Origin of the sequence: Geodermatophilus tzadiensis, from assembly GCF_003002915.1 — a bacterium.
Lineage (GTDB): Bacteria > Actinomycetota > Actinomycetes > Mycobacteriales > Geodermatophilaceae > Geodermatophilus > Geodermatophilus tzadiensis.
The window spans coordinates 92,013-118,544 of sequence record NZ_PVTG01000019.1; the positions used below are offsets into that span (position 1 = coordinate 92,013).

The 26,532-nt window shown below is 76.2% G+C and carries 25 protein-coding genes; 8 read left to right on the forward strand and 17 right to left on the reverse strand.

The window, feature by feature from the left end; translation table 11 throughout:
• Nucleotides 1–158 precede the first annotated feature (158 nt).
• The 3 genes from LY71_RS20470 to npdG form a co-directional block, all read right to left on the reverse strand.
• Nucleotides 159–632: a hypothetical protein gene (locus LY71_RS20470; RefSeq protein WP_106281279.1), complete on the reverse strand. Its 474-nt coding sequence runs from the start codon at nt 630–632 to the stop codon at nt 159–161.
• 74 nt (nt 633–706) lie between these two features.
• Nucleotides 707–1,009, reverse strand: coding sequence for a hypothetical protein (locus tag LY71_RS20475; RefSeq protein WP_106281195.1), 303 nt, complete (start codon nt 1,007–1,009; stop codon nt 707–709).
• A 147-nt stretch (nt 1,010–1,156) separates the two neighbouring features.
• Nucleotides 1,157–1,840 (reverse strand): NADPH-dependent F420 reductase, encoded by a 684-nt coding sequence (gene npdG, locus LY71_RS20480; protein WP_106281197.1) that lies wholly within the window; start codon nt 1,838–1,840, stop codon nt 1,157–1,159.
• A gap of 240 nt (nt 1,841–2,080) precedes the next feature.
• Here npdG and LY71_RS20485 point away from each other — a divergent pair, with 240 nt between their 5' ends.
• Both LY71_RS20485 and LY71_RS20490 read left to right on the forward strand, forming a co-directional pair.
• A complete protein-coding gene (locus LY71_RS20485; protein WP_106281199.1) occupies nt 2,081–3,382 on the forward strand; it encodes an acyl-CoA dehydrogenase family protein in 1,302 nt (433 codons plus the stop codon).
• The gene (locus LY71_RS20490) at nt 3,379–4,734 is read left to right on the forward strand and encodes a phosphotransferase family protein (protein ID WP_106281201.1); all 1,356 of its coding nucleotides are present in this window, start codon (nt 3,379–3,381) and stop codon (nt 4,732–4,734) included. The genes LY71_RS20485 and LY71_RS20490 overlap by 4 nt, the downstream gene beginning before the upstream one ends.
• Before the next feature lie 12 nt (nt 4,735–4,746).
• On the opposite strand, the gene LY71_RS20495 is transcribed toward LY71_RS20490, so the two are convergent.
• Together LY71_RS20495 and LY71_RS20500 are read right to left on the reverse strand one after the other, a co-directional pair.
• Entirely contained in the window at nt 4,747–6,135 is a 1,389-nt protein-coding gene (locus LY71_RS20495; protein WP_106281203.1) for a metallopeptidase TldD-related protein, read from the reverse strand.
• Nucleotides 6,132–7,643 (reverse strand): TldD/PmbA family protein, encoded by a 1,512-nt coding sequence (locus LY71_RS20500; RefSeq protein ID WP_106281205.1) that lies wholly within the window; start codon nt 7,641–7,643, stop codon nt 6,132–6,134. Before LY71_RS20500 ends, LY71_RS20495 begins: the two co-directional genes overlap by 4 nt.
• Nucleotides 7,644–7,827: 184 nt before the next feature.
• Between LY71_RS20500 and LY71_RS20505 the strand changes: the two genes are divergently transcribed.
• A complete protein-coding gene (locus LY71_RS20505) occupies nt 7,828–8,628 on the forward strand; it encodes an MBL fold metallo-hydrolase (protein ID WP_106281207.1) in 801 nt (266 codons plus the stop codon).
• Nucleotide 8,629: 1 nt separating this feature from the next.
• Here LY71_RS20505 and LY71_RS20510 read toward each other — a convergent pair whose 3' ends face one another.
• The 3 genes from LY71_RS20510 to LY71_RS20520 all read right to left on the reverse strand — a co-directional run bounded on the left by LY71_RS20510 (nt 8,630) and on the right by LY71_RS20520 (nt 10,961).
• The gene (locus LY71_RS20510; protein ID WP_106281209.1) at nt 8,630–9,109 is read right to left on the reverse strand and encodes an SRPBCC family protein; all 480 of its coding nucleotides are present in this window, start codon (nt 9,107–9,109) and stop codon (nt 8,630–8,632) included.
• Nucleotides 9,106–9,480, reverse strand: coding sequence for an ArsR/SmtB family transcription factor (locus LY71_RS20515; RefSeq protein ID WP_106281211.1), 375 nt, complete (start codon nt 9,478–9,480; stop codon nt 9,106–9,108). The genes LY71_RS20510 and LY71_RS20515 overlap by 4 nt, the downstream gene beginning before the upstream one ends.
• 185 nt (nt 9,481–9,665) lie before the next feature.
• Complete coding sequence (locus LY71_RS20520; protein ID WP_106281213.1) at nt 9,666–10,961, reverse strand: amidohydrolase family protein; 1,296 nt, start codon at nt 10,959–10,961, stop codon at nt 9,666–9,668.
• Between the two features lie 90 nt (nt 10,962–11,051).
• On the opposite strand from LY71_RS20520, the gene LY71_RS20525 reads away from it, so the two are divergent.
• The 3 genes from LY71_RS20525 to LY71_RS20535 are packed head-to-tail and all read left to right on the forward strand — an operon-like array spanning nt 11,052 to nt 13,020.
• The gene (locus tag LY71_RS20525) at nt 11,052–11,723 is read left to right on the forward strand and encodes a DedA family protein (protein ID WP_106281215.1); all 672 of its coding nucleotides are present in this window, start codon (nt 11,052–11,054) and stop codon (nt 11,721–11,723) included.
• The gene (locus tag LY71_RS20530; RefSeq protein ID WP_106281217.1) at nt 11,720–12,388 is read left to right on the forward strand and encodes an HAD-IA family hydrolase; all 669 of its coding nucleotides are present in this window, start codon (nt 11,720–11,722) and stop codon (nt 12,386–12,388) included. Before LY71_RS20525 ends, LY71_RS20530 begins: the two co-directional genes overlap by 4 nt.
• Nucleotides 12,385–13,020 (forward strand): alpha/beta hydrolase family protein, encoded by a 636-nt coding sequence (locus LY71_RS20535; RefSeq protein WP_106281219.1) that lies wholly within the window; start codon nt 12,385–12,387, stop codon nt 13,018–13,020. The genes LY71_RS20530 and LY71_RS20535 overlap by 4 nt, the downstream gene beginning before the upstream one ends.
• A gap of 45 nt (nt 13,021–13,065) precedes the next feature.
• Here LY71_RS20535 and LY71_RS20540 read toward each other — a convergent pair whose 3' ends face one another.
• The 8 genes from LY71_RS20540 to LY71_RS20575 all read right to left on the reverse strand — a co-directional run bounded on the left by LY71_RS20540 (nt 13,066) and on the right by LY71_RS20575 (nt 23,022).
• Nucleotides 13,066–14,070, reverse strand: a complete 1,005-nt coding sequence (locus LY71_RS20540) for an SRPBCC family protein (RefSeq protein ID WP_106281221.1) — start codon at nt 14,068–14,070, stop codon at nt 13,066–13,068.
• Between the two features lie 96 nt (nt 14,071–14,166).
• Nucleotides 14,167–15,024, reverse strand: coding sequence for an FAD binding domain-containing protein (locus LY71_RS20545; RefSeq protein WP_106281223.1), 858 nt, complete (start codon nt 15,022–15,024; stop codon nt 14,167–14,169).
• Nucleotides 15,021–17,522, reverse strand: coding sequence for a xanthine dehydrogenase family protein molybdopterin-binding subunit (locus LY71_RS20550; protein WP_106281225.1), 2,502 nt, complete (start codon nt 17,520–17,522; stop codon nt 15,021–15,023). The genes LY71_RS20545 and LY71_RS20550 overlap by 4 nt, the downstream gene beginning before the upstream one ends.
• Nucleotides 17,519–18,025 (reverse strand): (2Fe-2S)-binding protein, encoded by a 507-nt coding sequence (locus LY71_RS20555; RefSeq protein WP_106281227.1) that lies wholly within the window; start codon nt 18,023–18,025, stop codon nt 17,519–17,521. The genes LY71_RS20550 and LY71_RS20555 overlap by 4 nt, the downstream gene beginning before the upstream one ends.
• A gap of 236 nt (nt 18,026–18,261) precedes the next feature.
• Nucleotides 18,262–19,482, reverse strand: coding sequence for an MFS transporter (locus LY71_RS20560; protein ID WP_211297457.1), 1,221 nt, complete (start codon nt 19,480–19,482; stop codon nt 18,262–18,264).
• Between the two features lie 54 nt (nt 19,483–19,536).
• Nucleotides 19,537–20,853, reverse strand: coding sequence for a sigma-54-dependent transcriptional regulator family protein (locus LY71_RS20565; RefSeq protein WP_106281229.1), 1,317 nt, complete (start codon nt 20,851–20,853; stop codon nt 19,537–19,539).
• 184 nt (nt 20,854–21,037) lie between these two features.
• Nucleotides 21,038–22,486, reverse strand: coding sequence for a mycofactocin biosynthesis glycosyltransferase MftF (gene mftF / locus LY71_RS20570; protein WP_106281232.1), 1,449 nt, complete (start codon nt 22,484–22,486; stop codon nt 21,038–21,040).
• Nucleotides 22,483–23,022, reverse strand: a complete 540-nt coding sequence (locus tag LY71_RS20575) for a cysteine hydrolase family protein (protein ID WP_106281234.1) — start codon at nt 23,020–23,022, stop codon at nt 22,483–22,485. The genes mftF and LY71_RS20575 overlap by 4 nt, the downstream gene beginning before the upstream one ends.
• 82 nt (nt 23,023–23,104) lie before the next feature.
• Between LY71_RS20575 and LY71_RS20580 the strand changes: the two genes are divergently transcribed.
• The gene (locus LY71_RS20580; RefSeq protein WP_106281236.1) at nt 23,105–24,115 is read left to right on the forward strand and encodes an iron-siderophore ABC transporter substrate-binding protein; all 1,011 of its coding nucleotides are present in this window, start codon (nt 23,105–23,107) and stop codon (nt 24,113–24,115) included.
• Between the two features lie 6 nt (nt 24,116–24,121).
• On the opposite strand, the gene LY71_RS20585 is transcribed toward LY71_RS20580, so the two are convergent.
• Nucleotides 24,122–25,633, reverse strand: coding sequence for a purine-cytosine permease family protein (locus tag LY71_RS20585; protein WP_245888142.1), 1,512 nt, complete (start codon nt 25,631–25,633; stop codon nt 24,122–24,124).
• Between the two features lie 54 nt (nt 25,634–25,687).
• Here LY71_RS20585 and LY71_RS20590 point away from each other — a divergent pair, with 54 nt between their 5' ends.
• Nucleotides 25,688–26,440, forward strand: a complete 753-nt coding sequence (locus tag LY71_RS20590) for a DUF427 domain-containing protein (protein WP_106281241.1) — start codon at nt 25,688–25,690, stop codon at nt 26,438–26,440.
• Nucleotides 26,441–26,532 lie beyond the last annotated feature (92 nt).

Consider the following 26,532-nt stretch of genomic DNA (forward strand, 5'->3'; position numbering starts at 1 on the left):
CCCCTGCCGCCGGGTGGCGGCTCCCTCACGTCCTGCACGGACGGTAGGGAGACGGACACCCCAGGGTGACCACGGCGCGCGGACCCCGTCGGCCGGCGGTGTCCCACCGGCCCCACCCGGCACGGGGACCCCACCCGCCTCACAGGGGCCGGTCGGCGTCAGGAGCGGGTGCGGTGGCTGCGGTCGGGGGCGAGGGGGACGAGCGCGTCGGCGACCGCGCCGGTGACGAACGAGTAGACGGCCTTGCCGGCGACGTCGACGACCTGGTCACGACGCGACCACGTCCACGGCGGGTCACCGACCCCGGTGGCGTTCTCCAGCGTCTGGTCGGTGGCCAGCCGTACCGACGTGAACCAGGCCGAGCCGCGCCAGCCGCGCAGCCCGCTGGCCGACCAGATCCCGCGCAGGGCGCCCACGGCCGCGCCGGTGCCCCAGTGCATGAGGTGGTTGCGCACGAACGGCCGCTCCGACCCCGGGGGCCGGCGGCGGGTGGCCAGGGCGGTGAGCGTGCGCGCCGGCACGTAGGAGTCCGGCCGGCCGGTCACCTGCTGCTCGGCCTTCGTCGCCAGCGTCATCGCCGCGGTGCCGGCCAGACCGGCCAGGGCGCCGCGCAGCGCCGCTCGTCCCAGCATGGTCGGCCCGGTACCCAGCGGGGCCGGTGCCATACGGCACCGGCCCCGGTCGGTCGTTCGATCGGCGCGGACGCCTAACCGGCGAGGGGCTCCTCGGCGTCGAGGCCGCTCACGCTCTGCAGGTCGCGCAGGACGGCGGACAGCTCGTCGGCGGTCCACGGCTCGCAGCAGTGGCAGCCGGCGGGGCGGTAGCTGGACAGCCCCAGCGTGCCGCCGGCCTGGTCCTCGTCGATGGCGAGGGTGCCCGAGATCGGGTGGCGGTGGCAGTCGCACCCCGAGGCGCACAGCCCGATCCCCCAGCCGGACACGACGATGGTGCGGCCGTCGTCCCAGATCCGGCCGACCTGGAAGACGGAGGGCTTCTGCGTGCGGGTCATGTCGGGCTCCCCTCGACACCCCCGTCCCTGGGGGGCTGGTGCGGTTGCGCAGAAGATAGTGCGCGGTCCGTGTTTGAGCGGGATCGCCGTGCGGTACGAGAGGTCGGTTTCGCCGCTGTCGTCACACCCGCCCCAGGAGCGACGCGCTCAGACGTCGGTGACCCTCAGCCCCGCGTGTGCCTTGTACCGGCGGTTGACGCTGATCAGGTTCGCGGTGAGCGCCTCGACCTGGTGGGCGTTGCGCAGCCGCCCCGCGTAGACCCCGCGCATGCCCGGGACGGCGCTCGCGAGGGCCTGCACCAGGTCGGTGGCCTCGCGGTCCTCGCCGAGGACCATCACGTCGGTGTCCACCTCGGCGACCCCGGGGTCCTCGAGCACCACGGCGCTGACGTGGTGGAAGGCGGCGACGACGCGGCTGTCGGGCAGCAGGCCCGCGGCCTGCTCGGCGGCCGACCCCTCGGGGACGGCGAGCGCGAAGGCGCCCCGCTTGTCGAAGCCCAGCGGGTTGACGCAGTCGACGACGACCTTGCCGGCGAGCTCCCCGCGCAGGCCGGCGAGCAGCTCTGCGTGGCCCTCCCACGGCACCGCGACCACGACGACGTCCCCGGCGCGGGCCGCCGCGGCGTTGTCCTCGCCGGTCACGTCCCCGCTGGTGGCCGCGGCGAGGTCGGCCGCGGTGGCCTGCGCGCGGCCGGCGTCCCGGCTGCCCAGGACGACGCGCACGCCGGCCCCGGCGAACCGGCGGGCCAGCCCGCGCCCCTGGGGCCCGGTGCCGCCGAGCACCGCCACGGTCAGGCCCTCGGGCAGGGTGGTCGTCTGGGGGTCGGTCACGGCAGGTCTCCTCCCGGCGCTCCCCGGCGGAGCACCCGGGACCGCACGCTAGCCGGAGCCCGGAGACCGTCGGCCGGCTCCCGGAGCTGTCCTCGGGAGACGTCGGCGTCGGGCAGTCGAGCTCCGGTCCGCGCTGGGTGTCGCCGCCGGGACAGCACCGCCGGAGGCCGACGTTGACGTCGAGGAACGGCCGCTGCCAGGGTCGGGGCGCCCGGCACCGCCGCCGGACAGGAGGTCCGCATGCCCGCGCTGGACGCCCCCGCCCCGCCTCCCCGCGGGGAGGTCCCCGGCTCCGCGCTGCCCGCCCGGCTCACCGCGCTGCTCGCCGACCTCGACGCCTTCGTCGCGGCGGAGATCGACCCGCTCGAGCAGCAGGACGACAACGTCCGCTTCTTCGACCACCGCCGCGAGTTCGCCCGCACCGACGTCGAGGCCGGCGGCGTGCCCCGCGCGGAGTGGGAGGAGCTGCTGGCCGAGGTGCGCCGCCGCGCCGATGCCGCCGGCTGGCTGCGGTACTCGCTGCCGGCCGAGCTGGGCGGGCGGGACGGCGGCAACGTGGACATGGCCGTCGTCCGCGAGCACCTCGCCCACCGCGGGCTGGGCCTGCACAACGACCTGCAGAACGAGCACAGCGTCGTCGGCAACCTCGTGGTGCCGCACCTGCTGCACCTGTTCGGCACCGCGGAGCAGCGCGAGGAGTTCGTCGAGGCGCTGGTCACCGGCGAGCGCCGGATGTCCTTCGCGCTCACCGAGCCCGACCACGGCAGCGACGCGACCTGGATGGAGACCCGCGCGGAGCGCGACGGCGGCGACTGGGTCGTCACCGGCCGCAAGCGGTGGATCACCGGCGTGCACACCGGCACCCACCTGCTGGTCTTCGCGCGCACCTCGGGCCGGCCGGGCGAGGCGCGCGGGATCAGCGCCCTGCTGGTGCCGATCGACGCGCCGGGCCTGTCGGTGCCGCACTTCTGGTGGACGCTCAACATGCCCACCGACCACGGCGAGGTGGTCCTCGACGCCGTCCGGGTGCCGGGCTCGGCGGTGCTCGGCGCCGAGGGCGAGGGGCTGGCCGTCGCGCAGACCTTCGTGCACGAGAACCGGATCCGCCAGGCGGCCTCCGGCGTGGGAGCGGCGCAGTTCTGCATCGACCGCTCGGTCGAGCACGCCCGGCAGCGGTCCACCTTCGGCCGACCGCTGGCCGAGCGGCAGGCGATCCAGTGGCCGCTGGTCGAGCTGCACACCGAGGCCGAGCTGGTCCGCACGCTCATCCGCGCCACCGCGGCCGACCTCGACGAGCTGACCGCCCGCGGCGAACCGGCAGTGACCATCGGCCACCGCGTGTCCATGTGCAACTACCGCGGCAACCGGCTGGTCTGCGACGCCGCCGACCGCGCGATGCAGGTGCACGGCGGCATGGGCTACTCCCGCCACCTGCCCTTCGAGCACATCTACCGCCACCACCGCCGCTACCGGATCACCGAGGGCAGCGAGGAGATCCAGATGCGGCGCGTGGCCGGGCAGCTGTTCGGCTTCCTGCGGTGACCGAGGGGCCGGCGAGCGCGCTCGCCCGGCGGCTGACCCGGCTCACCGGCCGGCCGGTGACCGTCGAGGGCCTGACCCGGCTCACCGGTGGGGCCAACCGCGAGACGTGGGCGCTCACCGCGGTGGACCCCTCGGGGCGCCGGGGCCTGGTGCTGCGCAGCGGTGCCGGCACCGGCGGCGTCCCGCTGGCGGTGGAGGCCGAGGCGATCACCGCGGCCGCCCGCGCGGGGGTGCCGGTGCCCGAGCTGGTCGACGTCGGCGGCGGGGAGGACGGCCTGCCGGCGGAGTACCTGCTCATGGGCCGCGTGGACGGCGAGACCGTCCCGCGCCGGCTGCTGCGGGACGAGGCCTACGCGGCGGCGCGGGCAGGGCTGGCCCGCGAGCTCGGCGCCGTCCTCGCCCGGCTGCACGCCGCCCCCCTCGACGGGTCCACCGGGATCCCCGCCGTCGGCGACCCGCTCGACCGGCTGACGACGGCCTTCCTCACCGGCGGCCCGCCCCCGCCCGGGCTGGCGCTGGGCCTGCGCCGGCTGCGGGAGCACCGCCCGCCGGCGCACGGTCCGGTGCTCGTGCACGGCGACTTCCGGCTGGGCAACCTCATGGTGGGTCCCGACGGGCTCCGCGCCGTCCTGGACTGGGAGCTGGTGCACCGCGGCGACCCGCTGGAGGACCTCGGCTGGTGCTGCGCCAAGGTGTGGCGCTTCGGCTCCCGGCTGCCCGCCGCCGGGGTCGGCACGCGCGAGGACCTGCTCGACGGCTACGCCGCGGTCGCCGGGTGGCGGCCGACGGCGGCGGAGCTGCGCTGGTGGGAGCTCTACGGCACCGTCCAGTGGGGCCTGATGTGCCGGGCGATGACCGAGCGCCACCTCTCGGGCGCCGAGCCGTCGGTGGAGCTGGCCGCGATCGGCCGGCGCGCGGCCGAGCAGGAGTTCGACGTCCTGCTCGCCCTCGGCCTCGACACCCCGGCCGCGGCCGCGCCCGGCGAGGAGCCGGACGGGGACGAGCTGCTGTTCGGCCGGCCCACCGCGGCCGAGCTGGCCGCCGCGGTCGGGGACTTCCTGGCCGGCGAGGTCCGGGCGGCCACCCAGGGCCGGACGTCGTTCCACGCCCAGGTGGCGGCGAACGTGGTCGCCACCGTGCGCCGCGAGCTGCTGCTCGGCGGCGGCGCCCGGGCGCGGCGGCGGGCCCGGCTGGCCGGCCTGGGGACGGCCGACGACGCCGCGCTGTCCCGGGCGATCGACGAGGGCACCCTCGACGACCGCTGGGACGCGGTCGTCGACGCCGTCCGCGAGGGCGTGCGCGACCGGCTGAGGGTGGCCAACCCCCGCCACCTCGCCGTCCCCGACGCCTGAGCGCGGGGTCCCTCAGCTCGCCGGCGACACCGAGCTCATGTTGAAGTCGGGCACCCGCACCGGCGGCATCGCGGCGCGGGTGAACCAGTCGTTCCACTCGCGCGGCAGGGTGCGCTCGGTGCGGCCGGCCTGCGAGATGCGGCCCAGCAGGTCCACCGGCGACTCGTTCCAGCGGAAGTTGTTCACCGCGCCGGTCACCTCGCCGCCCTCGACGAGGAAGACGCCGTCGCGGGTCAGGCCGGTGAGCAGCAGCGTCTGCGGGTCGACCTCGCGGATGTACCAGAGCGTGGTGAGCAGCAGCCCGCGGTCGGTGGCGGCGACCATCTCGTCCTGGGTGGCGGTGGCGTCCGGCGCCTCCAGGACCAGGTTGTCGACGGCGGCCACGGCCGGTGCCGTGGTCCTGAGCGCCCAGGCCCGCGGCCGCACCAGGTTGGTCAGCACGCCGTCGCGGATCCAGTCCACCGCCGGGGTGGCCATGCCGTTGTCGAACACCGAGGCGGCGCCCGAGGAGCTGCCCACCACCTGGAACGCCGCGGTCTCCAGGCCCGGCTCGGCCGGGTCGCTGCGCAGCGTCAGCGGCAGCTGCGCCAGCCGGTCGCCGATCCGGTTGCCGCCGCCCGTGCGGGCGAAGACGTTGCGGCCCTCGTCGGCGTCGCGGGCCTCCATCGTCCAGTAGGCGTAGAGCATCAGGTCGCTGACCGCCGACGGCGGCAGCAGCGTCTCGTACCGGCCCGCGGGCAGGTCGACCCGGCGCTGCGACCAGCCGAGCTTGCGCTCGACGTCGGCGGCGAGGTCGGGCACCGAGACGTCGCGGAAGTCGCGGGTGCCCACGCCGGCCCACACCGACCGGGAGAAGTCGGTGCTCTTGCCGTTGAGCTCCACCCGGCCGCTGGGCTGGTCGTGCCGCAGCCGCAGGCCGGTGGAGGTGCCCAGGTAGGTGGTGGTCAGCGAGTGCTCGGCGTAGCCGAACAGCAGGTCGCCGCGGTCGCGGGCGCCGCCGAAGGCCTCCCCCAGCGCCGGCGCGAACTCGGCGAACACCTCGATGGAGGTCTCCGCCGGGTCGGCGTCCCAGTCCCCCGCCCCCGGCGGCGGCTCGCTCAGCAGCGGCACGGCGTCCTCGGCCGGGCCGGCGTCGCGGGCGGCCTGCTCGCTGGCGGCCACCAGCGCGGCGACGTCCGGCGTGCCGGTCCGCGCGACCGTGCCGGCCGCCATGCCGCCGCCGCCGTCGACGAAGGAGACGACGACGACCTGCCGCGAGCGCATCGCGCCGTTGGTGGTCAGGCTGTTCGAGGCCCACCGCAGGTTGGCCTCGGTGCTCTCCACGACGTAGGCGACGCAGCCGTCCGCCGTCGAGGCGGCCAGGACCTGCTCGACCAGCTGCTGCGCGGTCAGCCGGCTCATCGCCCGCCCTCCTGGACCGTGTTGAGGATGGTCACGCCCTCGAACAGCGCGGCCGGGCAGCCGTGGCTGACCGGGGCGACCTGGCCGGGCTGGGCCTTGCCGCAGTTGAACGCCCCGCCCAGGCGGTAGGTGGACGGCCCCCCGACGGCGCGCATCGAGCCCCAGAAGTCCGTCGTCGTCGCCTGGTAGGCCACGTCGCGCAGCTGGCCGGCCAGCCGGCCGCCCTCGATCCGGTAGAAGCGCTGGCCGGTGAACTGGAAGTTGTAGCGCTGCATGTCGATCGACCAGCTCTTGTCGCCGACCACGTAGATGCCGCGCTCCACCCCGCCGATCAGGCCGGCGAGGTCGGGACCGTCAGCGGCCGGCTGCAGCGAGACGTTGGCCATCCGCTGCACCGGCACGTGCCGCGGCGAGTCGGCGAAGGCGCAGCCGTTGGAGCGCGCCATCCCGCCGAGTCGCGCGGTGTTGCGGTCGACCTGGTAGCCGACCAGCACGCCGTCGCGGACGATGTCCCACCGCTGCGCCTCGACGCCCTCGTCGTCCCAGCCGATGGTCGACAGGCCGTGCTCGACGGTGCGGTCGCCGGTCACGTGCATCAGCGGCGAGCCGTACTGCAGGCTGCCGAGCTTGTCGACGGTGGCGAACGACGTCCCGGCGTAGGCCGCCTCGTAGCCCAGCGCGCGGTCGAGCTCGGTGGCGTGGCCGACCGACTCGTGGATGGTCAGCCACAGGTTGGACGGGTCGACGACGAGGTCGTAGCGGCCCGGGTCGACCGACGGCGCCTTGGTCTTCTCGCGCAGCAGCTCGGGGAGCTCGGCCAGCTCGCCGTCCCAGTCCCAGTGCCCGCCGGTGACGAACTCCCAGCCCCGGCCGACCGGCGGGGCGAGGGTGCGCATGCTCTCGAACGCGCCGGTGGTGCGGTCGACGGTCAGCGCGTCGAACACCGGGTGGATGCGCACGCGCTGCTGGCGGGTGCGGGTGCCGGCGGTGTCGGCGTAGTACTTCTGCTCCTTGACGTGGGTGCAGCCCGACTGCACGTGCTCCACGCCGTCGGCGGCCAGCAGCCGCTCCGACCACTCGGTGAGCAACGCCGTCTTCTCCGCGTCGGGGACCTCGAAGGGGTCGACGTCGTAGGCCGACACCCAGCTGCCCTCGTGCGGCGGCTCGGGCGCCAGCTCCACCCGGTCGCTGGCGACCGCGGCCGACACCTTCGCGACGGCGACCGCCTGCTCGGCCAGCCGGACGGCCTCCGCGGCGGTGAGGACGACGCCGGCGGCGAAGCCCCACGTGCCCTCGTGCACCACCCGGACGGCCAGGCCGAGGTCCTCGCCGTCGGCCAGCGCCTCCAGGCGCGCGTCGCGCAGGTTGATCGACTGGGTGCGGATCCGCTCCACCCGCAGGTCGGCGTGCTCGCAGCCGAGGTCGACCGCGCGGGTGAGCGCCGCCTCGGTGAGCGCGGACAGGGGCAGGGCGAGGAAGGACTCGTCGACGTCCCGGGGCTGCACCATCGCCTCTGTCTACCAGCCGCCGCGCGCCGCCCCTCCGTGCACGTCCGCGGAGTCGCCCCGTGCACTTGCGCGGAGTCGCCCCGTGCACGTCCGCGGGGTCGCACGGCGACCGGTGCCTGGCCCGCCGGTCGCCGTGCGGGCGCCGGCGCGGCTGACCACCCGCCGCGCGGGGTAGGGGGCGCGCATGAGCGGCCCGGACGACGTCACCCTCACCTTCGGCGGCAACGCGACGACGCTGCTCCGGCTGGGCGGGTTCACCCTGCTCACCGATCCGAACTTCGTCCGCCGCGGGGAGCGGGTGTACCTGGGCAAGGGGCTGTTCGCCAAGCGGCTGACCGACCCGGCGCTGCTGCCGGACGACCTGCCCGACCTCGACGCCGTCCTGCTCTCCCACCTGCACGGCGACCACTGGGACCGGATCGCCTACGCCACCATCGACAAGGCCACGCCGGTCGTCACCACCCAGGCGGCGGCCCGCGCGCTGTCCTCCCGCGGCTTCTCGGCCACGGCCGACCTGCGGCCCTGGCAGGTGCACGAGATCGGCGGGGACGGGGAGACGCTGCGGATCACCTCGGTGCCCGGCGTGCACGGCCCCGGGCCGCTGGCGCGGGTGCTGCCGCCGGTGATGGGCAGCGTGCTGGAGCTGCTGCGCGGCGGCGAGGTGTCCTGGCGCGGGTACGTCACCGGCGACACGCTGTTCCGCCCGTGGCTGGGCGAGGTGCTCGAGCGCTGCGGCCCGCTCGACGTCGTCGTCCCGCACCTGGGCGGGACGAAGGCGCTCGGCATCACGGTGACCATGGACGGCCGGCAGGGCGCCGACCTGGTGGAGCTGCTCAAGCCGCCGGTGACCGTGCCGGTGCACTTCGACGACTACGACCGGTTCGCCTCGCCGCTCGGCGACTTCGTGCGGGAGGTCGCCGAGCGGCGGGTACCGGGTGAGCTGCGGACCGTCGCGCGCGGGGAGACGATCTCGCTGCGCCCGTGAGTCAGCGGGCCAGCACCTCGTCGAGGCGCTCGTAGCCCTCGACGACGCCGGTCTCCATGCCGCTGGCCAGGAAGGCGTCGCGGCCCTCGAAGGAGTCGACCAGCGAGGTGGCGGTGAGCCGGGTGCGGCCGTTGCCGAGGTCCTCGAGGACGAGCTTCTCCAGCGCGACCCCCTCGGGCCAGCCCTCGAAGGTGAACGTCTGCACGATCAGCTCGTCGGGCCGGACGTCGTGGAAGCAGCCGCGGAAGGCGTACTCGCCGTTCGCGTCGCTGTGCACGTAGCGGTAGGAGCCGCCCGGCCGGCAGTCGAAGGAGTCGATCCGCATCTGCAGGCCGCGCGGGCCCAGCCACTGCACGAGCAGCTCCGGGTCGGTGTGCGCGCGGAACACCTTGCTCGGCGGGGCGTCGAACTCGCGGGTGATGCGGACCAGCGGGACGTCGGGGTCGGCGACGATCCGGGTCTCGCGCGTGCTGGTGGTCATGACGGGTTCCTCTCCTGGGGTGGGTCGGCGGGGCGGGTGGGGGGGACGTCGTCCGGCAGGGACCGGAGGACGTCGTCGAGGCGGCGGTAGCGCTCCTCGGCCTGGCGCCGGTAGCGCTCGATCCACTTCGTCATCAGGTCGAACACCTCCGCCTCGAGGTGCACCGGGCGGCGCTGGGCCTCCCGGCTGCGGCTGACCAGGCCGGCGTCCTCGAGCACCCGCAGGTGCTTGGAGACCGCCTGCACGGTCACGTCGTAGGGGGCGGCCAGCTCGCCGACCGTCGCGTCACCGACCGCGAGCCGGGCGACGATGTCGCGCCGGGTCGGGTCGGCCAGTGCCGCGAACACCCGGGAGAGCGCGTCCGCCGCCACCTGCGACCTCCTTCATCAACCAGTTGGTTGAGTAGGAGGTTAGGGCCGCGGCCACACCGTTGTCAACCGTCTGGTTGAGGAATGCCGGCGGTCGTCCCACCGCACCGCAGCGCGTCCTCCCCGACCGTGCGCCGCCAGGGAGGACACGCGACGACCAGGTCACCTGATCCCGGCGGGGCCCGTCGTCAGCCGGCGAGGCGGGCAGCGCGCTGCGCCACCTCGGCCCGCAGCGCCTCGGCGTCCACACCGGTGACCGCGCCGTCGGCGACCACCGGCCGGCCGCCCACCCACACGTCGCGCACCAGCCGGGACACCCCGGACCAGACCAGGTGGGTGAGCCAGTCGGCGTCGTCGCCCACCGGCTCGAAGCCGAGGTCGCGGGTGTCGACGTGCACCAGGTCGGCCCGCCGCCCGGCCGCCAGCTGGCCCAGGTCGGGTCGGCCGATCGCGTCGGCGGCCCCGCCGGTGGCCAGCCAGAACGCCTCGGCGGCGGTCAGCGCGGTGGCCGACGCCTCGCGCAGCCGGGCCAGCTGGGCGGCCAGCCGGACGTCGGCGAGCAGGTCCAGCCCGTCGTTGGACGCCGGACCGTCGGTGCCCAGGCCCACCCGGATGCCGCGGTCGAGCATGTCGCGCACCCGCGCCAGGCCGCTGGCGAGCTTGGCGTTGCTCGCCGGGCAGTGCGCGACAGCGACGTCGTACTCCGCCCACAGCTCCAGGTCGCCGTCGTCCATGTGCACGCAGTGCGCGGCCAGCACCCGCCCGCCCAGGACGTCGTGCGCGGCCAGCAGCGCCGGCACCGACAGCCCGTGGGCGGCCAGCAGGTCGGCGCCCTCGCCGGCGGTCTCGGCCACGTGCAGGTGCAGCAGCATCCCGTGCTCCCGGCACAGCTCCGCGGCCCGGCGCAGCAGGGGCAGCGGCACGGTGTAGGCCGCGTGCGGGCCCAGGCCGTACTCGACGCTGCCGTCGTCGGGCACGCGGGAGGCCAGGTCGACGGCGGCGGCCATCTGCTCCTCCAGCGGCGGCATCCCCCGCAGCGGCACCATGGGCGCGGGGATCACCGCGCGGGCGCCGGTCGCGGTGACCGCGGCGGCGATCCGCTCGGGCGAGAAGTACATCTCCACGCTGGTGGTCACCCCGCCGCGCAGCATCTCCGCCGACGCCGCGGTCATCGCGACCTCGACGTCGTCGGGGGTCAGCCGCGCCTCCCGCGGCCACATCACCTCGCGCAGCCAGCGCTCCAGCGGCAGCCCCTCGCCCTGGCCGCGGAAGAGCACCATCGGCGCGTGCGAGTGGGTGTTCACCAGCCCCGGCACGAGCAGGCCCGGCAGCGCCACGACCTCCGCGTCGCCCGCGGGCGGGGCGTCGGCGGCCGGCCCCACCCAGGCGATCCGGCCGTCGTCGACGTCGACGACGGCGTCGGGGACGACGGTGCCCGCCCGGTCCCCCACGACCACGGCCCGGGCGGTCAGGCGCTGGCGCATGGCGGCACGCTAGCCCCAGCGGCCTCCGGCGGCCCCCCGTGTCCCGGCGGCGTCCAGGCGGTCCCCAGGGGGCGCCTCTACCGTGGACCCATGTCCCTCCTCGCCGCCGCCGCCTCAGACCAGGGCGGGATCACCGGCTTCCTGCTCGACCTCGTCGAGAGGCTGGGGCCCGTCGGCGTGGGGTTCAGCATCCTGCTCGAGACGGTCATCCCGCCGATCCCCAGCGAGGCGGTGCTCGGTCTCGCCGGCATCCTGATCAACGCCGGCCAGATGAACATGGTCGCGGTCATCGCCTTCGCCACGCTCGGCTCGATCCTCGGCGCGCTGTTCTTCTACTACGTGGGCCGGGCGCTGGGCCCCCGGCGGTCGCACGCCTTCCTCGACCGGCTGCCGCTGGTGGAGACCGCCGACGTCGACAGGACCTTCGCCTGGTTCGAGCGGCACGGCCGCTCGGCGGTGTTCTTCGGCCGCATGGTGCCGATCGTGCGCAGCTTCATCTCCGTGCCCGCCGGGGTGGTGCGGATGCCGATCCTGCAGTTCGTCCTCTACTCCGCGGCCGGCAGCCTGATCTGGAACACCGTGCTGGTCACCCTCGGTGTCCTGGCCGGCGACTTCCTGCAGGAGAACCTGCACTACCTCGACTACGCGGTGGTCGCGGCGTTCGCCCTCGGCATCGGCTACCTGGTCTGGAAGCGGGCCAAGGACGTGCGCCACCACCGGCGCCGGCGCACCACCGCCGGGCGGGGCGAGGAGAACGCGTGAGCGCCCGGCGCCCGCACGTCGTCGCCTTCGACGTCAACGAGACGCTGCTCGACCTGGCGCCGGTGCAGGCCGCGCTCGTCGAGCTCGGCCTGCCCGGGCACCTGCTGGCCACCGTCTTCGGCCGCACGCTGCAGACCGGGTTCGCCGCCACCGTGGCCGGCACCTGGCTGCCCTTCCGCGCCGCGTTCGACGCCGCGCTGGCCCAGCTCACCGACCTCGCCGACGACGACCGCTCGCAGGTGGCCGACGCCTTCCTCGAGCTGTCCCCGCACCCCGACGTCGAGCCCGCGCTGCGCCGGCTGACCGAGGCCGGCGTGCGGGCGGTGACGTTCACCCACGGCTCCCCCGGCGTGGCCGAGGCCGGCCTCGAGCGCGGCGGCATCGCGCCGCTGGTCGAGCGGTCGATCAGCAGCGAGACGGTGCGCGCCTGGAAGCCCTCCCGCGCGGCCTACCTGTGGGCCGCGGGCACGTGCCGGGTGGAGCCCGGGCGGATGGCGCTGGTGGCCGCGCACGGCTGGGACGTCCTCGGCGCGGAGCAGGCCGGGCTGACCGGGGCCTGGTTCCCGCGCGGCGAGCGGGTCTACCCGGCGGCCTACCCGGCCCCGGCCGTCCTCGCGCCGGACCTCGCCGGCGCGGTCGAGGCGCTGCTCGCCCTCCCGGGGTGAGGCTCGTCGAGACCCCGCTCGGCCCGGCCGGCGTGCACCGCGACGGGCCGGACGACGGGCCGGACGGGCGCCCGCGCGGCACGCTCGTGCTCGGTCACGGCGCCGGCGGCGGGGTGGGCTCGGCCGACCTGACCGCCGTCACCGCGGCGGCGGCCGGCGCGGGCTGGCGGGTGCTGCGGGTGGCCCAGCCCTGGCAGGTGGCCGGCCGGCGGATCGCCCCGGCCCCGCCGCGCCTGGACACCGCCTGGACCGCGGTCCTCGACGCCCTGCGCCCCGAGCTGGCCGGGCCGCTGGTGCTCGGCGGCCGCAGCGCCGGCGCCCGGGTGGCCTGCCGGACGGCGACGGCCCTCCGTGCCGACGGCGTCCTGGCGCTGGCGTTCCCGCTGCACCCGCCGGGCCGGCCGGAGCGCAGCCGCGCCGCCGAGCTGGCCGCCGCCGGGGTGCCGCTGGGAGTGGTGCAGGGGGCCACCGACGCGTTCGGCGGCCCGGCGGAGGTCGAGGCGGCGCTGGCCGGGGTGCCCGGCGCGTCGGTCACCGCCGTCCCGGGCGACCACTCGCTCGGCCGCGACCCCGGGGCCGTGGCCACGGCGGCGCTGGCCTGGCTGGCGCACCTGGCCGCCGTCCGGACCTGACCACCGCCCGCGGGTGCGCGGGCGGTGGTCGGACGGCCCGTGGGCTCAGCGGCGGCGGCGCCGCCGGACGGCCAGCGTGACGAGCAGCAGCACCGCGGCCACCCCCGCGGCCGGGAGGGCGAACCGGGCCGCCGCCGCGCCACCGGCGACCTCGAGCAGGTCGATCGGCTCCGGCTCCGCCGCCGGCTGCCGCGGGGCGGCCGCGGGGGTGCTGCGCGGCGGGGCGCCGGTGGCCGGGCGCGTCGGCGGCGCCGTCGTGCCGGACGACGGGCCGCTGGGGACCGCGCCGGTGCCCGCGGGCACGCTGTCCCCGCCGGCGGCCACCGCGCTCACCGGCGCGGTGTCGGTGGAGCCGACCGCGGTGATCGGCGCGGTGGGCGGGTTGGCCTCGGCGGCGTGCCGGCCGGCGCTGCTGTCGGTGGCGGCGGCCGCGGCCTCCCGGGTCGCCGTCCCGGCGTCGCGCACCTTCTGCGCCACGGCGTTGTCGCCCGGCGTCTGCTCCACGGAGGCGGCGACCTCCTCGACGACGCCGGTGGCGGTGGCGGTGACCGGGCCGGGGGCGTCGACCCGCGCCGCCTCGGCGCGCGCCGCGTCACCCTGCGCGTCGCCCTCGCCCAGCTGGGCGGCGAGCTTGTCGGCGAACTGGCCGAGCAGCTTGTTGCCGACGTCGGTCATCACGCCGCGGCCGAACTGGGCGGGCCGGCCGGTGATGTTGAGGTCGGTGAGGACGTCGACCCGCGTGCTGCTGCCCTCGTCCTTCAGCTGGGCGGTGATGAGGGCGGCCGCGGTGCCGTTGCCGCGCTGGTCCTTGCCGCGGCCGTCGATGACCGCCTTGTGCGCGGCCTCGTCCTTCTCGATGAAGGACGCCTTGCCCTGGTAGGTCAGGTTGATCGGGCCGAGCTTGACCTTGACCCGGCCGGTGAACGAGTCGCCCTCGACGGAGTCCAGCGCGGCACCGGGCATGCACGGGGCGATGCGCTCGATGTCGAGCAGGACCCGCCAGGCCTCGTCGACGGGCACGGGGACGGTGAACGAGTTCTCCAGCTGCACGGTGCGACCTCCGGGGTGGGGAACGGACCTCGGCCGGTCCGCCCGGGAGGGCGGGCCGGCCGAGGGGACGGGCGGGAGCCGGGGTTGTGCCGGACGTTACAGCCCGGCGGCGGCGGTGACCGCCCGGCGGGTCAACACCTGCACGAGGTGCTCGCGGTAGTCGGCCTGGGCGTTGAGGTCGCTGCTCGGGCTGGTGCCCTCGGCGGCCGACCGCGCTGCCGCGGCGACCGCGTCGGCCGTCGCCGGAGCCCCGGCGAGGGCCGCCTCCGTGGCCGATGCGCGCAGCGGCGTCGGGCCCATGTTGGTCAGCCCGATCCGCGCCTCGGCGATGTGCCCGTCCTCCCGCCGCACGGCGGCCGCGACCGCGACGATCGACCAGGCCTGCGCCACGCGGTTGAACTTCTCGTAGCGCACCCCCCAGTCGCCGGACAGCTTCGGCACCCGGATCTCGACCAGGATCTCGCCCTCGTCGAGGGAGGTCGTGAGGTAGTCGACGAAGAACTCCGACGCCGGCACCGTGCGCCGCCCGCCGGGTCCGGCGATCACCATCTCCGCGTCGAGCGCCAGGGCCACGGCCGCCAGGTCGCCGGCCGGGTCGGCGTGGGCGAGCGCCCCGCCGAAGGTGCCCCGACGGCGGGTCTGCCGGTCGGCCACCGTCTCGGTCGCCTCCGCGATGAGCCGCGCGTGCTGGGCGATCAGCGGGTCGGTGATCACCTCGGCGTGCGTCGTCATCGCGCCGATGACCAGCACGTCGCCCTCGTCGCGGACGCCGCGCATCTCGGCGACCCGGCCGAGGTCGACGATCGTCTCCGGCGCGGCCAGGCGCAGCCGCATGACCGGGATCAGCGACTGCCCGCCGGCCATGATCTTGACGTCCTCGCCGCCCTCGGCGACCGCCTGGACGGCCTCCTCGACCGTCGTCGGCCGGACGTACTCGAACGGGGCGGGGATCACCGGTCACCTCCGAGAGCGGACCGCGGGGTCGAGACACCGGCGGTGGTCTCGGTCTGGGCGCCGCCGTAGGCGTTGGACCCGGCCGTGGCCCGGTCCCCGCCGTCGCCGCCCTGGTGGATCGCCCGCCAGACCCGCTCGGGGGTCAGCGGCATGCGGATGTCGGACACGCCCAGGTGCCGGACGGCGTCGAGCGCGGCGTTGACCACCGCCGGCGTGCTGGCGATGCAGCCGGCCTCGCCCACGCCCTTGGCGCCGATCGGGTTGCCGGGGGCCACGTGCACGGTGTTGCCCGTGTCGAAGTGCGGCAGGTCGGCGGCCGAGGGGACCAGGTAGTCGACGAAGGTACCGGTGGTGAGGTTGCCGTCGGCGTCGTACACGGCCTCCTCGTACAGCGCCTGGGCGATGCCCTGCGCCAGGCCGCCGTGCACCTGCCCCTCGACGATGAGCGGGTTGACGATCGTGCCGACGTCGTCGACGCAGGCGTACTTGCGGATCTTGACGAACCCGGTGTCGGTGTCGACCTCCATGGCGCAGACGTGCGTGCCGTGGGGGAAGGAGAAGTTCACCGGGTCGAAGGTAGCGTCCGCGTCGATCGTGGGCTCGACGTCGTCGGGGTAGTCGTGCGCGGCGAAGACGGCGAGCGCGATCTCCTGGATGGACAGGCCCGACCCCGGCGTCCCGCGGACGGAGAACTTCCCGCCGGAGAACTCCAGGTCGTCCTCGCTGGCCTCGAGCAGGTGCGCGGCGACCTTGCGGGCCTTCGCGATCACCTTGTCGGCGGCCTTGACGACGGCGGTGCCGCCCACGACCAGCGAGCGCGAGCCGTAGGTGTCCATGCCCCGGGGCGCGACGGCGGTGTCACCGTGCAGCACCTCGACGTCCTCGAAGGGGACGCCGAGCTGGTCGGCGACCAGCTGGCTCCACGCCGTCTCGTGGCCCTGGCCGTGCGGCGTCGAGCCGGTGACCACCTCGACCTTGCCGGTGGGCAGCATCCGGATGGACGCCGACTCCCAGCCGCCCGCGCCGTAGGACAGCGAGCCGAGCACCCGCGACGGGGCCAGGCCGCACATCTCGGTGAAGGTGGAGAAGCCGATGCCCAGCTGCACCGGGTCGTTCGACTCGCGGCGGCGGCGCTGCTCCTCGCGCAGCTCGGAGTAGCCGAGCAGGTCGAGCGCCTGCTGGGTGGCCGCGTCGTAGTCGCCGCTGTCGTACTCCAGGCCGGCCACCGTGGTGAACGGGAACTCCTGCGACTGGATCCAGTTCTTGCGGCGCAGCTCGAGCGGGTCCATGCCGAGCTCGACGGCGAGCTCGTCCATGATCCGCTCGACGGCGAAGGTCGCCTCGGGCCGGCCGGCGCCGCGGTAGGCGTCGGTGGGCACCTTGTTGGTGAACACGCCGTCGCACTCGAAGCGGTAGGCCGGGAACTTGTAGATGCCCGGGAACATGAACGCGCCCAGCGCCGGGACGCCGGGGGTGATCAGCCGCAGGTAGGCGCCCATGTCGGCGAGCAGCCGCACGCGCAGGCCCTTGACGTTGCCCTCGCGGTCGGCGGCGACGTCGATGAACTGGACCTGGTCGCGGCCGTGGTGGGCGGTCATCAGCGACTCGCTGCGGGTCTCGGTCCACTTGACCGGCTTGCCGAGGCGGCGCGCGATCAGCAGCGCGAGGACCTCCTCGGGGTTGACCTGCAGCTTGCCGCCGAAGCCGCCGCCGACGTCGGGGGCGACCACGCGCAGCTTGTGCTCGGGGATGCCGGTCACCATCGCCAGCATCACGCGCAGCACGTGCGGGATCTGGGTGGCCGACCACATCGTGAAGTTGTCGCCCTGCGGCTGGACGACGACCGAGCGCGGCTCCATGAACGCCGGGATCAGCCGCTGGTTGACGAACCGCCGGCTGACGACGACGTCGGCGTCGGCGAACGCCTGCTCGGTGTCGCCGCCGGTGCCGGCCTCGCCCGCGTCGAAGACGAAGTGGTAGCTGGTGTTGGTGCCGAGGTCGTCGTGGACGAGGTCGGCGCCCTCCCGGACGGCCTCCTCCATGTCGAGCACCGGCGGGAGCAGGTCGTAGTCGACGTCGACGAGCTCGACGGCGTCGGCGGCCGCGGTCCGCGAGCGGGCGACGATGACCGCCACCGCCTCGCCCACGTGGTTGACCCGGTCGACGGCGATCGACGGGTGGCCGGGGTTCTTCATGTCCGGCGTGACCGGCCAGGCGCAGGGGATCGAGCCCTGCTCGTCGGCGAGATCGCGGCCGGTGAGGACGGTGACGACGCCCGGGGACTCCTTCGCCGCGGACACGTCGATGCCGGTGATGCGGGCGTGGGCGACCGGGCTGCGCACGACCGACAGGTGCAGCATGCCGGGCAGCACCATGTTGTCGGTCCAGGTGGTGCGCCCGGTGATCAGGCGCGCGTCCTCCTTGCGCTTGCGGGCCTTGCCGACCTCCTTCTCGGGGCCCGGCACCTGGGTGGTGGCGGCGTCCTCGGTGACCGTCATGCCTGCGCTCCCGTCGTCTCCGGGGTGGCGGCCGAGCCGGACAGCTCACCGGCTGCCTGCTGCACCGCGCGGACGATGTTCTGGTAGCCGGTGCACCGGCAGAGGTTGCCCTCGATGCCCTCGCGCACCTCGGTGTCGCTGGGGTTCGGGTTCTCCTTGAGCAGGTCGATCGAGGCCATGATCATCCCGGGCGTGCAGTAGCCGCACTGGAGACCGTGCATCTCGTGGAAGGCCTTCTGCACCGGGTGCAGGCTGCCGTCGGGCGCGGCGACGCCCTCGATGGTGGTGACCTCGGCACCGTCGGCCTGCACGGCCAGGACGGTGCAGGACTTCACGGCCTGCCCGTCGAGGTGCACGGTGCACGCACCGCAGTTGCTGGTGTCGCAGCCGACGACCGTGCCGACCTTGCCCAGCGCCTCGCGCAGGTGGTGGACCAGCAGCGTCCGGGGTTCGACCTCGTCGGTGTAGGTCACGCCGTCGACCCGCATGCTCACCCGTGTCATGGATCCTCCGCTGTCGTTGCAGGGGGCGAACGCGCCCGACTCCGCGGGCGCTCTGCGGCGGAGTGTGTCAACGGGGGAGTGACTTAGGCCACGCTTACCTGGGCGACCAGGTGCCCTCGGTCCGCGTCAGCGGAACGGAGGCCCGCCGCGCGTCCGCAGGTGCGGACGCCACCGTGGCGTGTCGGGCGCACAGCGGAGGTTGCAGCGGTGTTGCAGCAGCACGGTGACGGCCGCGCTCAGGCGGCCGCGCGCAGCTCCCGGCGGCGCAGCTGCGCCGAGGCGGCCAGCGCGACCAGGCCGGCCGCCGCGAGCGCGGCGCCGACCAGGCTCGGCGCGGTGTAGCCGTGGCCGGCCGCGATGACCACGCCGCCCAGCCAGGCGCCCAGCGCGTTGGCGGCGTTGAGCGCGGAGTGGTTGAGCGCGGCGCCGAGCATCTGCGCCTCGCCGGCGACCTCCATGAGCCGCAGCTGCAGGCAGACGACCAGCGTCGAGGCGCTCAGCGCGAGCAGGAAGACGACGGCGAACAGGGTGGGGCCGGTGGCCGCCGCGGGGCCCACGACCAGCAGCAGCGCCAGGACGGTGACCATCGCGCCCACCAGCGAGCGGAACAGCGCGAGGTCGGCCAGCCGCCCGCCCAGCGCGGTGCCGAGGAAGCCGCCGACGCCGAAGGCCAGCAGCACCCACGGGACGGCGCCCCGGGGGAGCCCGGCGACGTCGGTGGTGATCGGGGCGATGTAGCTGTAGACGGCGAACATGCCGCCGAACCCGACCGTGGCCACGACCAGCGTGAGCAGCACCTGCGGCCGGCGCAGGGCGCCCAGCTCGGTGCGGATGCCGGTGCCGCCGTCCTGCCGCGTCGGCGGGACGACGGCGAGCACCGCGGCGACGGTCAGCGCGGCCAGCACGACCACGGCCCAGTACGCCGCGCGCCAGCCCAGCGTCTGGCCCAGCCAGGTGGCCGCGGGGACCCCGGCGAGGGTCGCGGCGGCCAGGCCGAGCATGACCGTGCTGACCGCCCGCCCGCGCAGCGCCGGCGGCACGAGCGCGGCGGCGACCAGCGAGGCGACGCCGAAGTAGGCGCCGTGCGGCAGGCCGCTGACGAACCGCGCCAGCAGCAGCGTCGTCGACCCGGAGGCGAGCGCGCTGAGCACGTTGCCGGCCAGGAACGCCGCCATGAGCCCGACCAGCAGGCCGCGGCGCGGCAGCCGCGACCCCAGCGCGGCGATGACCGGGGCGCCCACGACCACGCCGAGGGCGTAGGAGGAGATGACGTGGCCCGCGGTGGGGATGTCGACGCCGACCCCGGTGGCGATGTCGGGCAGCAGCCCCATCGTCACGAACTCGGTGGTGCCGATCGCGAACCCGCCCAGCGCCAGCGCGGCGAGGGCCACCGCCACGCGCGGGGTGCCCAGCGAGGTCGGCGCGGGGGCGGGCGGGGCGGCGGTGCGGGCAGTCACGTAGCCGTCCCAAGGACGCCGGCGCGGGGCGCATTCCCCGACCGGCGTGTCGGGTCAGCCGCGCGGGCCCCGGCGCAGCGCGAGCAGGTGGGCGGCGACCGCGGGCCGGCGCGGGGACCCGGCGGGCAGCACCTCGAGCAGGGTCTGCCAGGCGACGGCGTCGTCCCGGGCCTCGGGCAGCGCCGTCCAGCGCAGCAGCAGCTCCGGCCGCCGGCTGGCCACCACCGCGGCGCGCAGCGCGACGGCGGTGCGCCGGCGGGCCGCCGCGACGCCGGGCGCGCCGGAGCGCGGCAGCACGGGCCCGGTGTAGCGGTCGAGGGCGGCGGTGACCGCGCCCCGGTCGAGCAGCCGGCGCAGCGTGCCGACGTCGGTCTCCAGCGGGCCGAGCAGCCGGTAGGGACGCGACCCGACCAGCTCGGGACCGACCAGCCGGCGCAGCCGCGACAGCTCCGCGCGCACGGTGACCGCGGCGCCGCCGCCGTGGCACTCGGCGGCCAGCCGCTCGGCGCTGCGGCCCTCCCCCGTCGCGGCCGCCTCGGCCAGCAGCAGGAGCAGCTCGGAGTGGCGCAGCGAGAGCTCGACCGCCTCCTCGGCGCGGGTCAGCCGCGCCCGGTCGCGGCCGAGCACCTCCAGCAGCGGCGCGGCCTCCCGCGCCGGGGCCGCCGTCGTCCGGGCGGGTCGCTCGTCGCCCTGCTCCCGGTGCAGCCAGCGCAGCTCGGACTCCACCGCGGCGACCGTGGCGCGGACGAGGGTGAGCACGTGCGGGCTGGCCACGTGGTCGCCGCCGGTGACGTCGATGGCGCCGAGCAGCACCCCGGTGACCGGGTGGTGGACCGGGGCGGCCGAGCAGCTCCACGGCTGCACGGGGCGGCGGTAGTGCTCGCTGCCGAAGAACTGCACGGGGTGGTCGAGCGCCAGCGCCGTCCCGGGGGCGTTGGTGCCGGCGACGTCCTCCGACCAGCGGGCCCCGGGCACGAAGTTCATGTTCTCGGCCAGGCGGCGCAGCCGGGTGTCGCCCTCGACCCACAGCATCCGGCCGTCGGCGTCGGTGACCGCGACGATCATCCGGTCGGCCTCGGCGTCCTCGACCAGCAGGCGCCGGATCACCGGCAGCACCGGCGCCAGCGGGTGGCCGGCGCGGTAGGCGGCCAGGGCGTCGTCGAGCAGGTCCACCGGCGGGCCCTGGCCGTCGGGGTCCACGCCGCTGCCGAGGCTGCGCGCCCAGGACTCCCGGACGACCGGGCGGACGCCGGACCGCGAGGGCGGGGCACCGCGGGTCACGAACGTCTCGTGCGCGGCGCGCAGCTGCCGGGTGAGCTCCGGGGTGGGCCGGCCCTCGGGCAGCGCGAGCCACGGGCTGACGCCGGTCACGACGGAGTCCGGGGGCTGGGGCTCATGACCCGCCCATGGTGACGCGGATCCCAGGCCCGCGCCAGGGTGCGATCCCGCAGGTCAGCCGTCCGGGAGGTGCGGCGACGACCAGGTCACCTGATCGTCGAGCGTCCCACCCGACGTCCCACGGTCGGGTAGGACACCGAACGATCAGGTCACCTGGTCATCGCGGGCGCGGCGGGGCGACGTCCGGCGGGCGGGCGGGCAGCAGGGCCCGGGCGTCGCGGGCCCGCAGCGCACCGGCCCACAGCCCGGCGCCGTAGGCGAGGTCCTCCAGCCGGCGCGCGGCGGCGAAGCGCAGCAGCCCCACCCGCCCGCGGTGCGGCAGCCACCCGAGGACGGCGTCGGCGACGGCCAGGACGGCCAGCCCACGGCGGGCGCGGCGCGAGACCAGCGCCGCGGCGGCCGCCAGCGGCCAGTGGTGCCGGGTGGCGGCGCGGGCCAGCGTGCGGGCGCCGGCCGCGCTGCCGCGCACGACCAGCGCCGCGGCCAGCCCGTAGGGCGCCGGCCGTCCGGGACCGGCGAGCCGGCGGGCCAGCCGGACGGTGGCCGCGCCGAGGACGCCCGCGGCCAGCACCCGCCCGGGCCGCCCGCCGGCCACCGCGGGCACCAGCGCGGCGGCCGTCCACGGCGAGACCACCACGGGCGCGACCAGGCTGCCGTGCCGGGCGGCCAGCGGGGCGGCGCCGGTGCCGTAGACCGCGCGGCGGCGCAGCCAGGACCCGGTCGTGCTCGGGTGGTCGTGCGCCACCCGGGCGGCCGGCTCGTAGCGCACCCGCCAGCCGGCCGCGGTCAGCCGCCAGACCAGGTCGACGTCCTCGGCCACCCGCATGCCGGGATCGAACCCCTCCCCCAGGGCGGCGCGGCGGGCCAGCAGCGCGGCGCTGGGCACGTAGGACAGGCCGCTGAGCGGCGCGACCCGCGCCGGTGCCGGCCCCATGTCCAGCGCGCTGACCGCCGTCTCGTACGGCGTCACCCAGCCCGGCGCGGTCGACGGCAGCGCGGTCACGCGCGGGGCGACCAGCGCCAGCCGCGGGTCGGCCAGGTGCGGGAGCAGCGCCGCCAGCCAGCCGGGCTCGGGCACGCAGTCGGAGTCGAGGAAGGCCACCGCCGCCGTCGTCGCCGCGCGCAGGCCGGTGTCGCGCGCCGCCGCGGGCCCCCGCGACCGCTCGTGGCGCAGCACCTCCGCACCGGTGGCCGCGGCGGCCAGCGCGGCGGGGTCGGCCGAGCCGTCGTCGACCACGAGCACCCGCACGCCGGCGGTGACCGGGTCGGCGCGCAGCGCGGCCAGCAGGCGGGCGACGCCGTCGGCCCGGTCCCGCACCGGGACGACGACGGTGACGTCGGCGGGGCCGGGCGCGGGGCCGGCGGGCTCGGGTGTCGCCACCCCGGTGTCGAGCAGCCGGCCGGCGAGCGCGGCGCTCGACGCGTCGGTCACGGTGAGCCGGTCGCCGGCGAGCAGGGTGCGGGCGCGGGAGCTGAGGCGCAGCAACCGCAGCGGCGAGCCGCCGAGCAGCACCGCGCCGTCCTCCCGCCGGCGGGTGCCGGGGGCCAGCCGGACGGCGTAGCCGTCGGGCAGCCGGGCGTCCGGGGGCGGCGGGACCGCGGTCACCCGGCGAGGACCTCGGCGGTCGTCGTCAGCTCGACCAGCGGCGCGTAGAGGCCCATGAGGTGCAGCGCGCGGCGGTGGTCGTCGTCGCTGGAGCCGGCGCAGGCGTCGGTGACCACCCGCACCGGGACGCCGGCGTCGGCGGCCGGCAGCACGGTGGACACCACGCAGCAGTCGGTGGCCACCCCGGTGACGGTGACCGGGCCGCCGCCGACGACCCCGGCGAGCTCCGGGCCCCACTTGCCGAAGGTGGGCGCGTCGAGCACGCGGGCCCCGCCGGGGTCCTCGACCAGCCGGTAGAGCGGCGCGCCCGGCGGCTGCAGCGCGAAGGGGAACTGCGCGTAGTAGTCCACCCAGGCGCCCACCGGCTCGGCCGGCGCGACGAAGCGGGTGAACACCACCCGCTCGCCGAAGGCGGCCACCAGCTCGCGGACCCGCGGGCGGACCTCCTCGAAGCGGGGCGCCGTCCACGGGGAGTCCGGGTCGCCGAAGACGTGCTGCAGGTCCACGACCACCAGCCAGCCGGGGAGATCGCTCACGGCCGGAGGCTAACCGGGCGCTCCGGAGCCCCGGGGTGAGGACAGGCTAACCTCACCGCGACCCGACCCGAGGAGAACCGTCATGTCCCACCGCCCCCTCACCCGGCGCGCCGCCCTGGTCGCGGCCGCCCTGACCACCGCCGGGGCGCTGGCCGCGTGCGGCTCCGGCGGCGGCTTGTCCGAGAGCTCCTCCGCGTCGTCCGCCGGCGGCGGGGACGGGGCGTTCCCGGTCACCGTGAGCACCGCCTTCGGCGACGTCGAGATCCCCGAGGAGCCGCAGCGCGTGGTGGCGCTGGGCTGGTCGGACGCCGAGACGGCGCTGGCGCTGGGCGTGCAGCCGGTGGGCGCCAGCGACTGGCTGGGCTTCGGCGGCGAGGGCGTGGGCCCGTGGGCCGAGGGCCGCTACGACGAGGCACCGGAGATCATCGAGACGCTCGAGCCGAGCCTGGAGGCGGTCGCCGCGCTGGAGCCCGACCTCATCCTCGACACCCGCTCCGACGGCACCCGGGAGCGCTACGACCAGCTCCGCCGGATCGCCCCGACCGTCGGCGTCCCCGAGGGCGCCGAGCAGTACCGGACGACGTGGCAGCAGCAGCTGGAGCTGGTCGGCCAGGCGCTGGGTCGCAGCGAGGAGGCCGAGCAGCTGCGCACCGACCTCGAGCAGGGCTTCGCCGACGCCGCCGCCGCCAACGCGGACTTCGACGGCACCGAGGTCGCCGTCGGCGCCTACACCTCCGAGGGCTTCGGCGCCTACGTCCGCGGCGACACCCGGGTGGACTTCATGGAGGCGCTCGGCTTCACCAACAAGCCGGCGATCGAGGACCTCGCCGGCGAGAGCTTCTTCGTCCCGGTGTCCGACGAGCAGGTCGGCCTGCTCGACGCCCCGCTGACCGTCGTCTTCCCGATCTTCGTCGACCCGGCGCAGATCACGGGCAACCCGCTGTGGCAGACGCTGGGCTCGGTGCAGGCCGGCAACGCCCTCGTACTGGAGGACGAGGCGCTCGTGAACGCCTTCTCCAGCGGCTCGGTGCTGGGCACGGAGTACGCGCTGCAGAACGCCGTCCCGCTGTTCGCCGAGACGCTGCAGGGCTGAGCGCCCTCAGCGCACCACGGGAGGCCGTCCCGGCACCGCCGGGGCGGCCTCCTGCGCCCGCACGGCCGGCCGGCGCAGCGCCAGCGTGCCCAGCAGCCCGACCGCGAAGGCGACCAGCACGCCGAGGTTGGCGAAGGCCCACGCGCCCTCGCGGCCGCCGAGCCCGAGCGGGCCGAGCAGGTAGCCCTGCCAGTCCAGCCAGCCGGCCAGGCCGTTGGTGACCAGCCCCCAGCCCAGGACGGTGCCCACCGCCAGGAGCACCAGCGGCACCGCCGGGACGGCGCCGTAGCGGCCGCGGGCGTCGTAGAGGTCGGCCTCCGCGTAGTCGCGGCGGCGCAGCGCGAGGTCGCCCAGGAACACGCCGCACCAGGCGGCGATCGGCACGCCCAGGGTGATGAGGAAGCCCTGGAACTGCACGAAGAAGCCCCCGGTGGCGAGGAAGACCACCCAGATCGCGCCGAGCACCATGAGCGTGCCGTCGATGCCGGCCGCCACCGGGCGGGGCACCCGGACACCGGCGGCCAGCAGCGACAGGCCCGACGAGTAGATGTCCAGCAGCGCCCCGCCGACCAGGCCGAGCACCGCGACGACGACGAAGGGCACGAGGAACCAGGTCGGCAGGATCGAGCCCAGGGCGCCGACCGGGTCGGCGCCGATCGCGGCCGACAGCTCGGCGTCCGAGGCGGCCAGCAGCAGCCCGGTGCCCAGCAGCACGACCGGGGCGAGGGCGCCGCCGAACGTCGTCCAGCCGACGACGCCGCGGGTGGACGCCGTGCGGGGCAGGTAGCGCGAGTAGTCGGCCGCGGCGTTGACCCAGCCGAAGCCGTAGCCGGTCATCGCCAGCACCAGCGCGCCGACCACGGCCGCCGTCGTCCCGCCCGGCGTGGCGGTGACCGCCGACCAGTCGACCTCCCCGGCGACGAGCACCACGTAGACCACGGTGAGCACGCCGCTGACCACGGTGATCCACCGCTGCATGCGCATGATCGCGTCGAAGCCGAGCACGCCGCCGGCGACCACGAGCGCGGCGACGACGAGCAGGGCCACCACCTGCGTCGCCGTCCCGCCGCTCCAGCCGAGCTGGCCGAACACCGTGGCCGTGGCCAGCGTGGCGAGGCTGACCAGCACCGTCTCCCAGCCCACGGTGAGCACCCAGGACAGCACCGCGGGCACCCGGTTGCCGTGCACGCCGAAGGCGGCACGGCTGAGCACCAGGGTGGGCGCCGAGCCGCGCTTGCCGGCGATCGCGACCAGCCCGCACAGCAGGAAGGACACGACGATGCCCACGACACCGGCGACCAGCGCCTGGGCGGCCGAGATGCCGAAGCCCAGCAGGAACGAGCCGTAGGCCAGGCCGAGCACGCTGACGTTCGCGCCGAACCACGGCCAGAACAGCTGCCGCGGGGAGCCCCGGCGCTCGTCCTCGGCGATGACGTTGATGCCGTTGGTCTCGACGGCGACCCGACCGGCCGGCGCCGTGCTCCCGGGGACCTGGTCGGCGACCGGCTGGTGCGCCACGGTGGACTCCTCTGCTCCGACGGCGGTGGCCGTCATCCTGCTGCAGGAGGCACTGTGCCCGACCACCCGCGCGCGATCGTCCCCACCGGCCACGTCGAGCCCGTGCCCCGGCGCGTGCGGGCGGTGCTCGGTGGCGTGGTCGTCCTGGACACCCTGCGCGCGCGGTACGTGTGGGAGTGGCCGCCCTACCCGCAGTACGTGGTCCCGCTCGAGGACGTCGCGCCCGGCGTGCTGGCCGACGAGGGCGAGGTCGCCGGGACGCCGGTGGGCACCGCGGCCCGGCACGGGCTGCGCGCCGGCGGCCTCGAGCGGCCCGGCGCGGCGCTCGTGCACACCGGCGACCGCGTCCCCGAGCTGGCCGGCCACGTCCGCCTCGACTGGGCCGCGCTCGACGCGTGGTTCGAGGAGGACGAGGAGGTCTTCGTCCACCCGCGCAACCCCTACGCCCGGGTCGACGCCATCCGCTCGTCGCGGCGGGTGCGGATCGAGCGCGACGGCGTGGTGCTGGCGGAGTCGGCGTCGCCGGTGCTCGTCTTCGAGACCGGGCTGCCCACCCGCTCCTACCTGCCGCGCACCGACGTCCGCTGGGAGCACCTCACGCCCAGCGGCACGGTCACGCAGTGCCCCTACAAGGGCCGGACCAGCGGGTACTGGTCGATCCAGGGGGTCGACGACGTCGCGTGGTGCTATGACTTCCCGACGCGCGAGCTGACGCCGATCGCCGGCCTGGTCGCCTTCTACGACGAGGAGGTGGACGTGGTCGTCGACGGCGTCCGCCAGGAGCGGCCGCGGACGCACATGCGCTGACAGTGAGGATGTCTGCGGCGCCATCGGGCGCGGTCTGACCCTGAGTGCTGACCGACGCCTGGCTGTCTTGGCTGAGATCTGTCGGCCGTGCC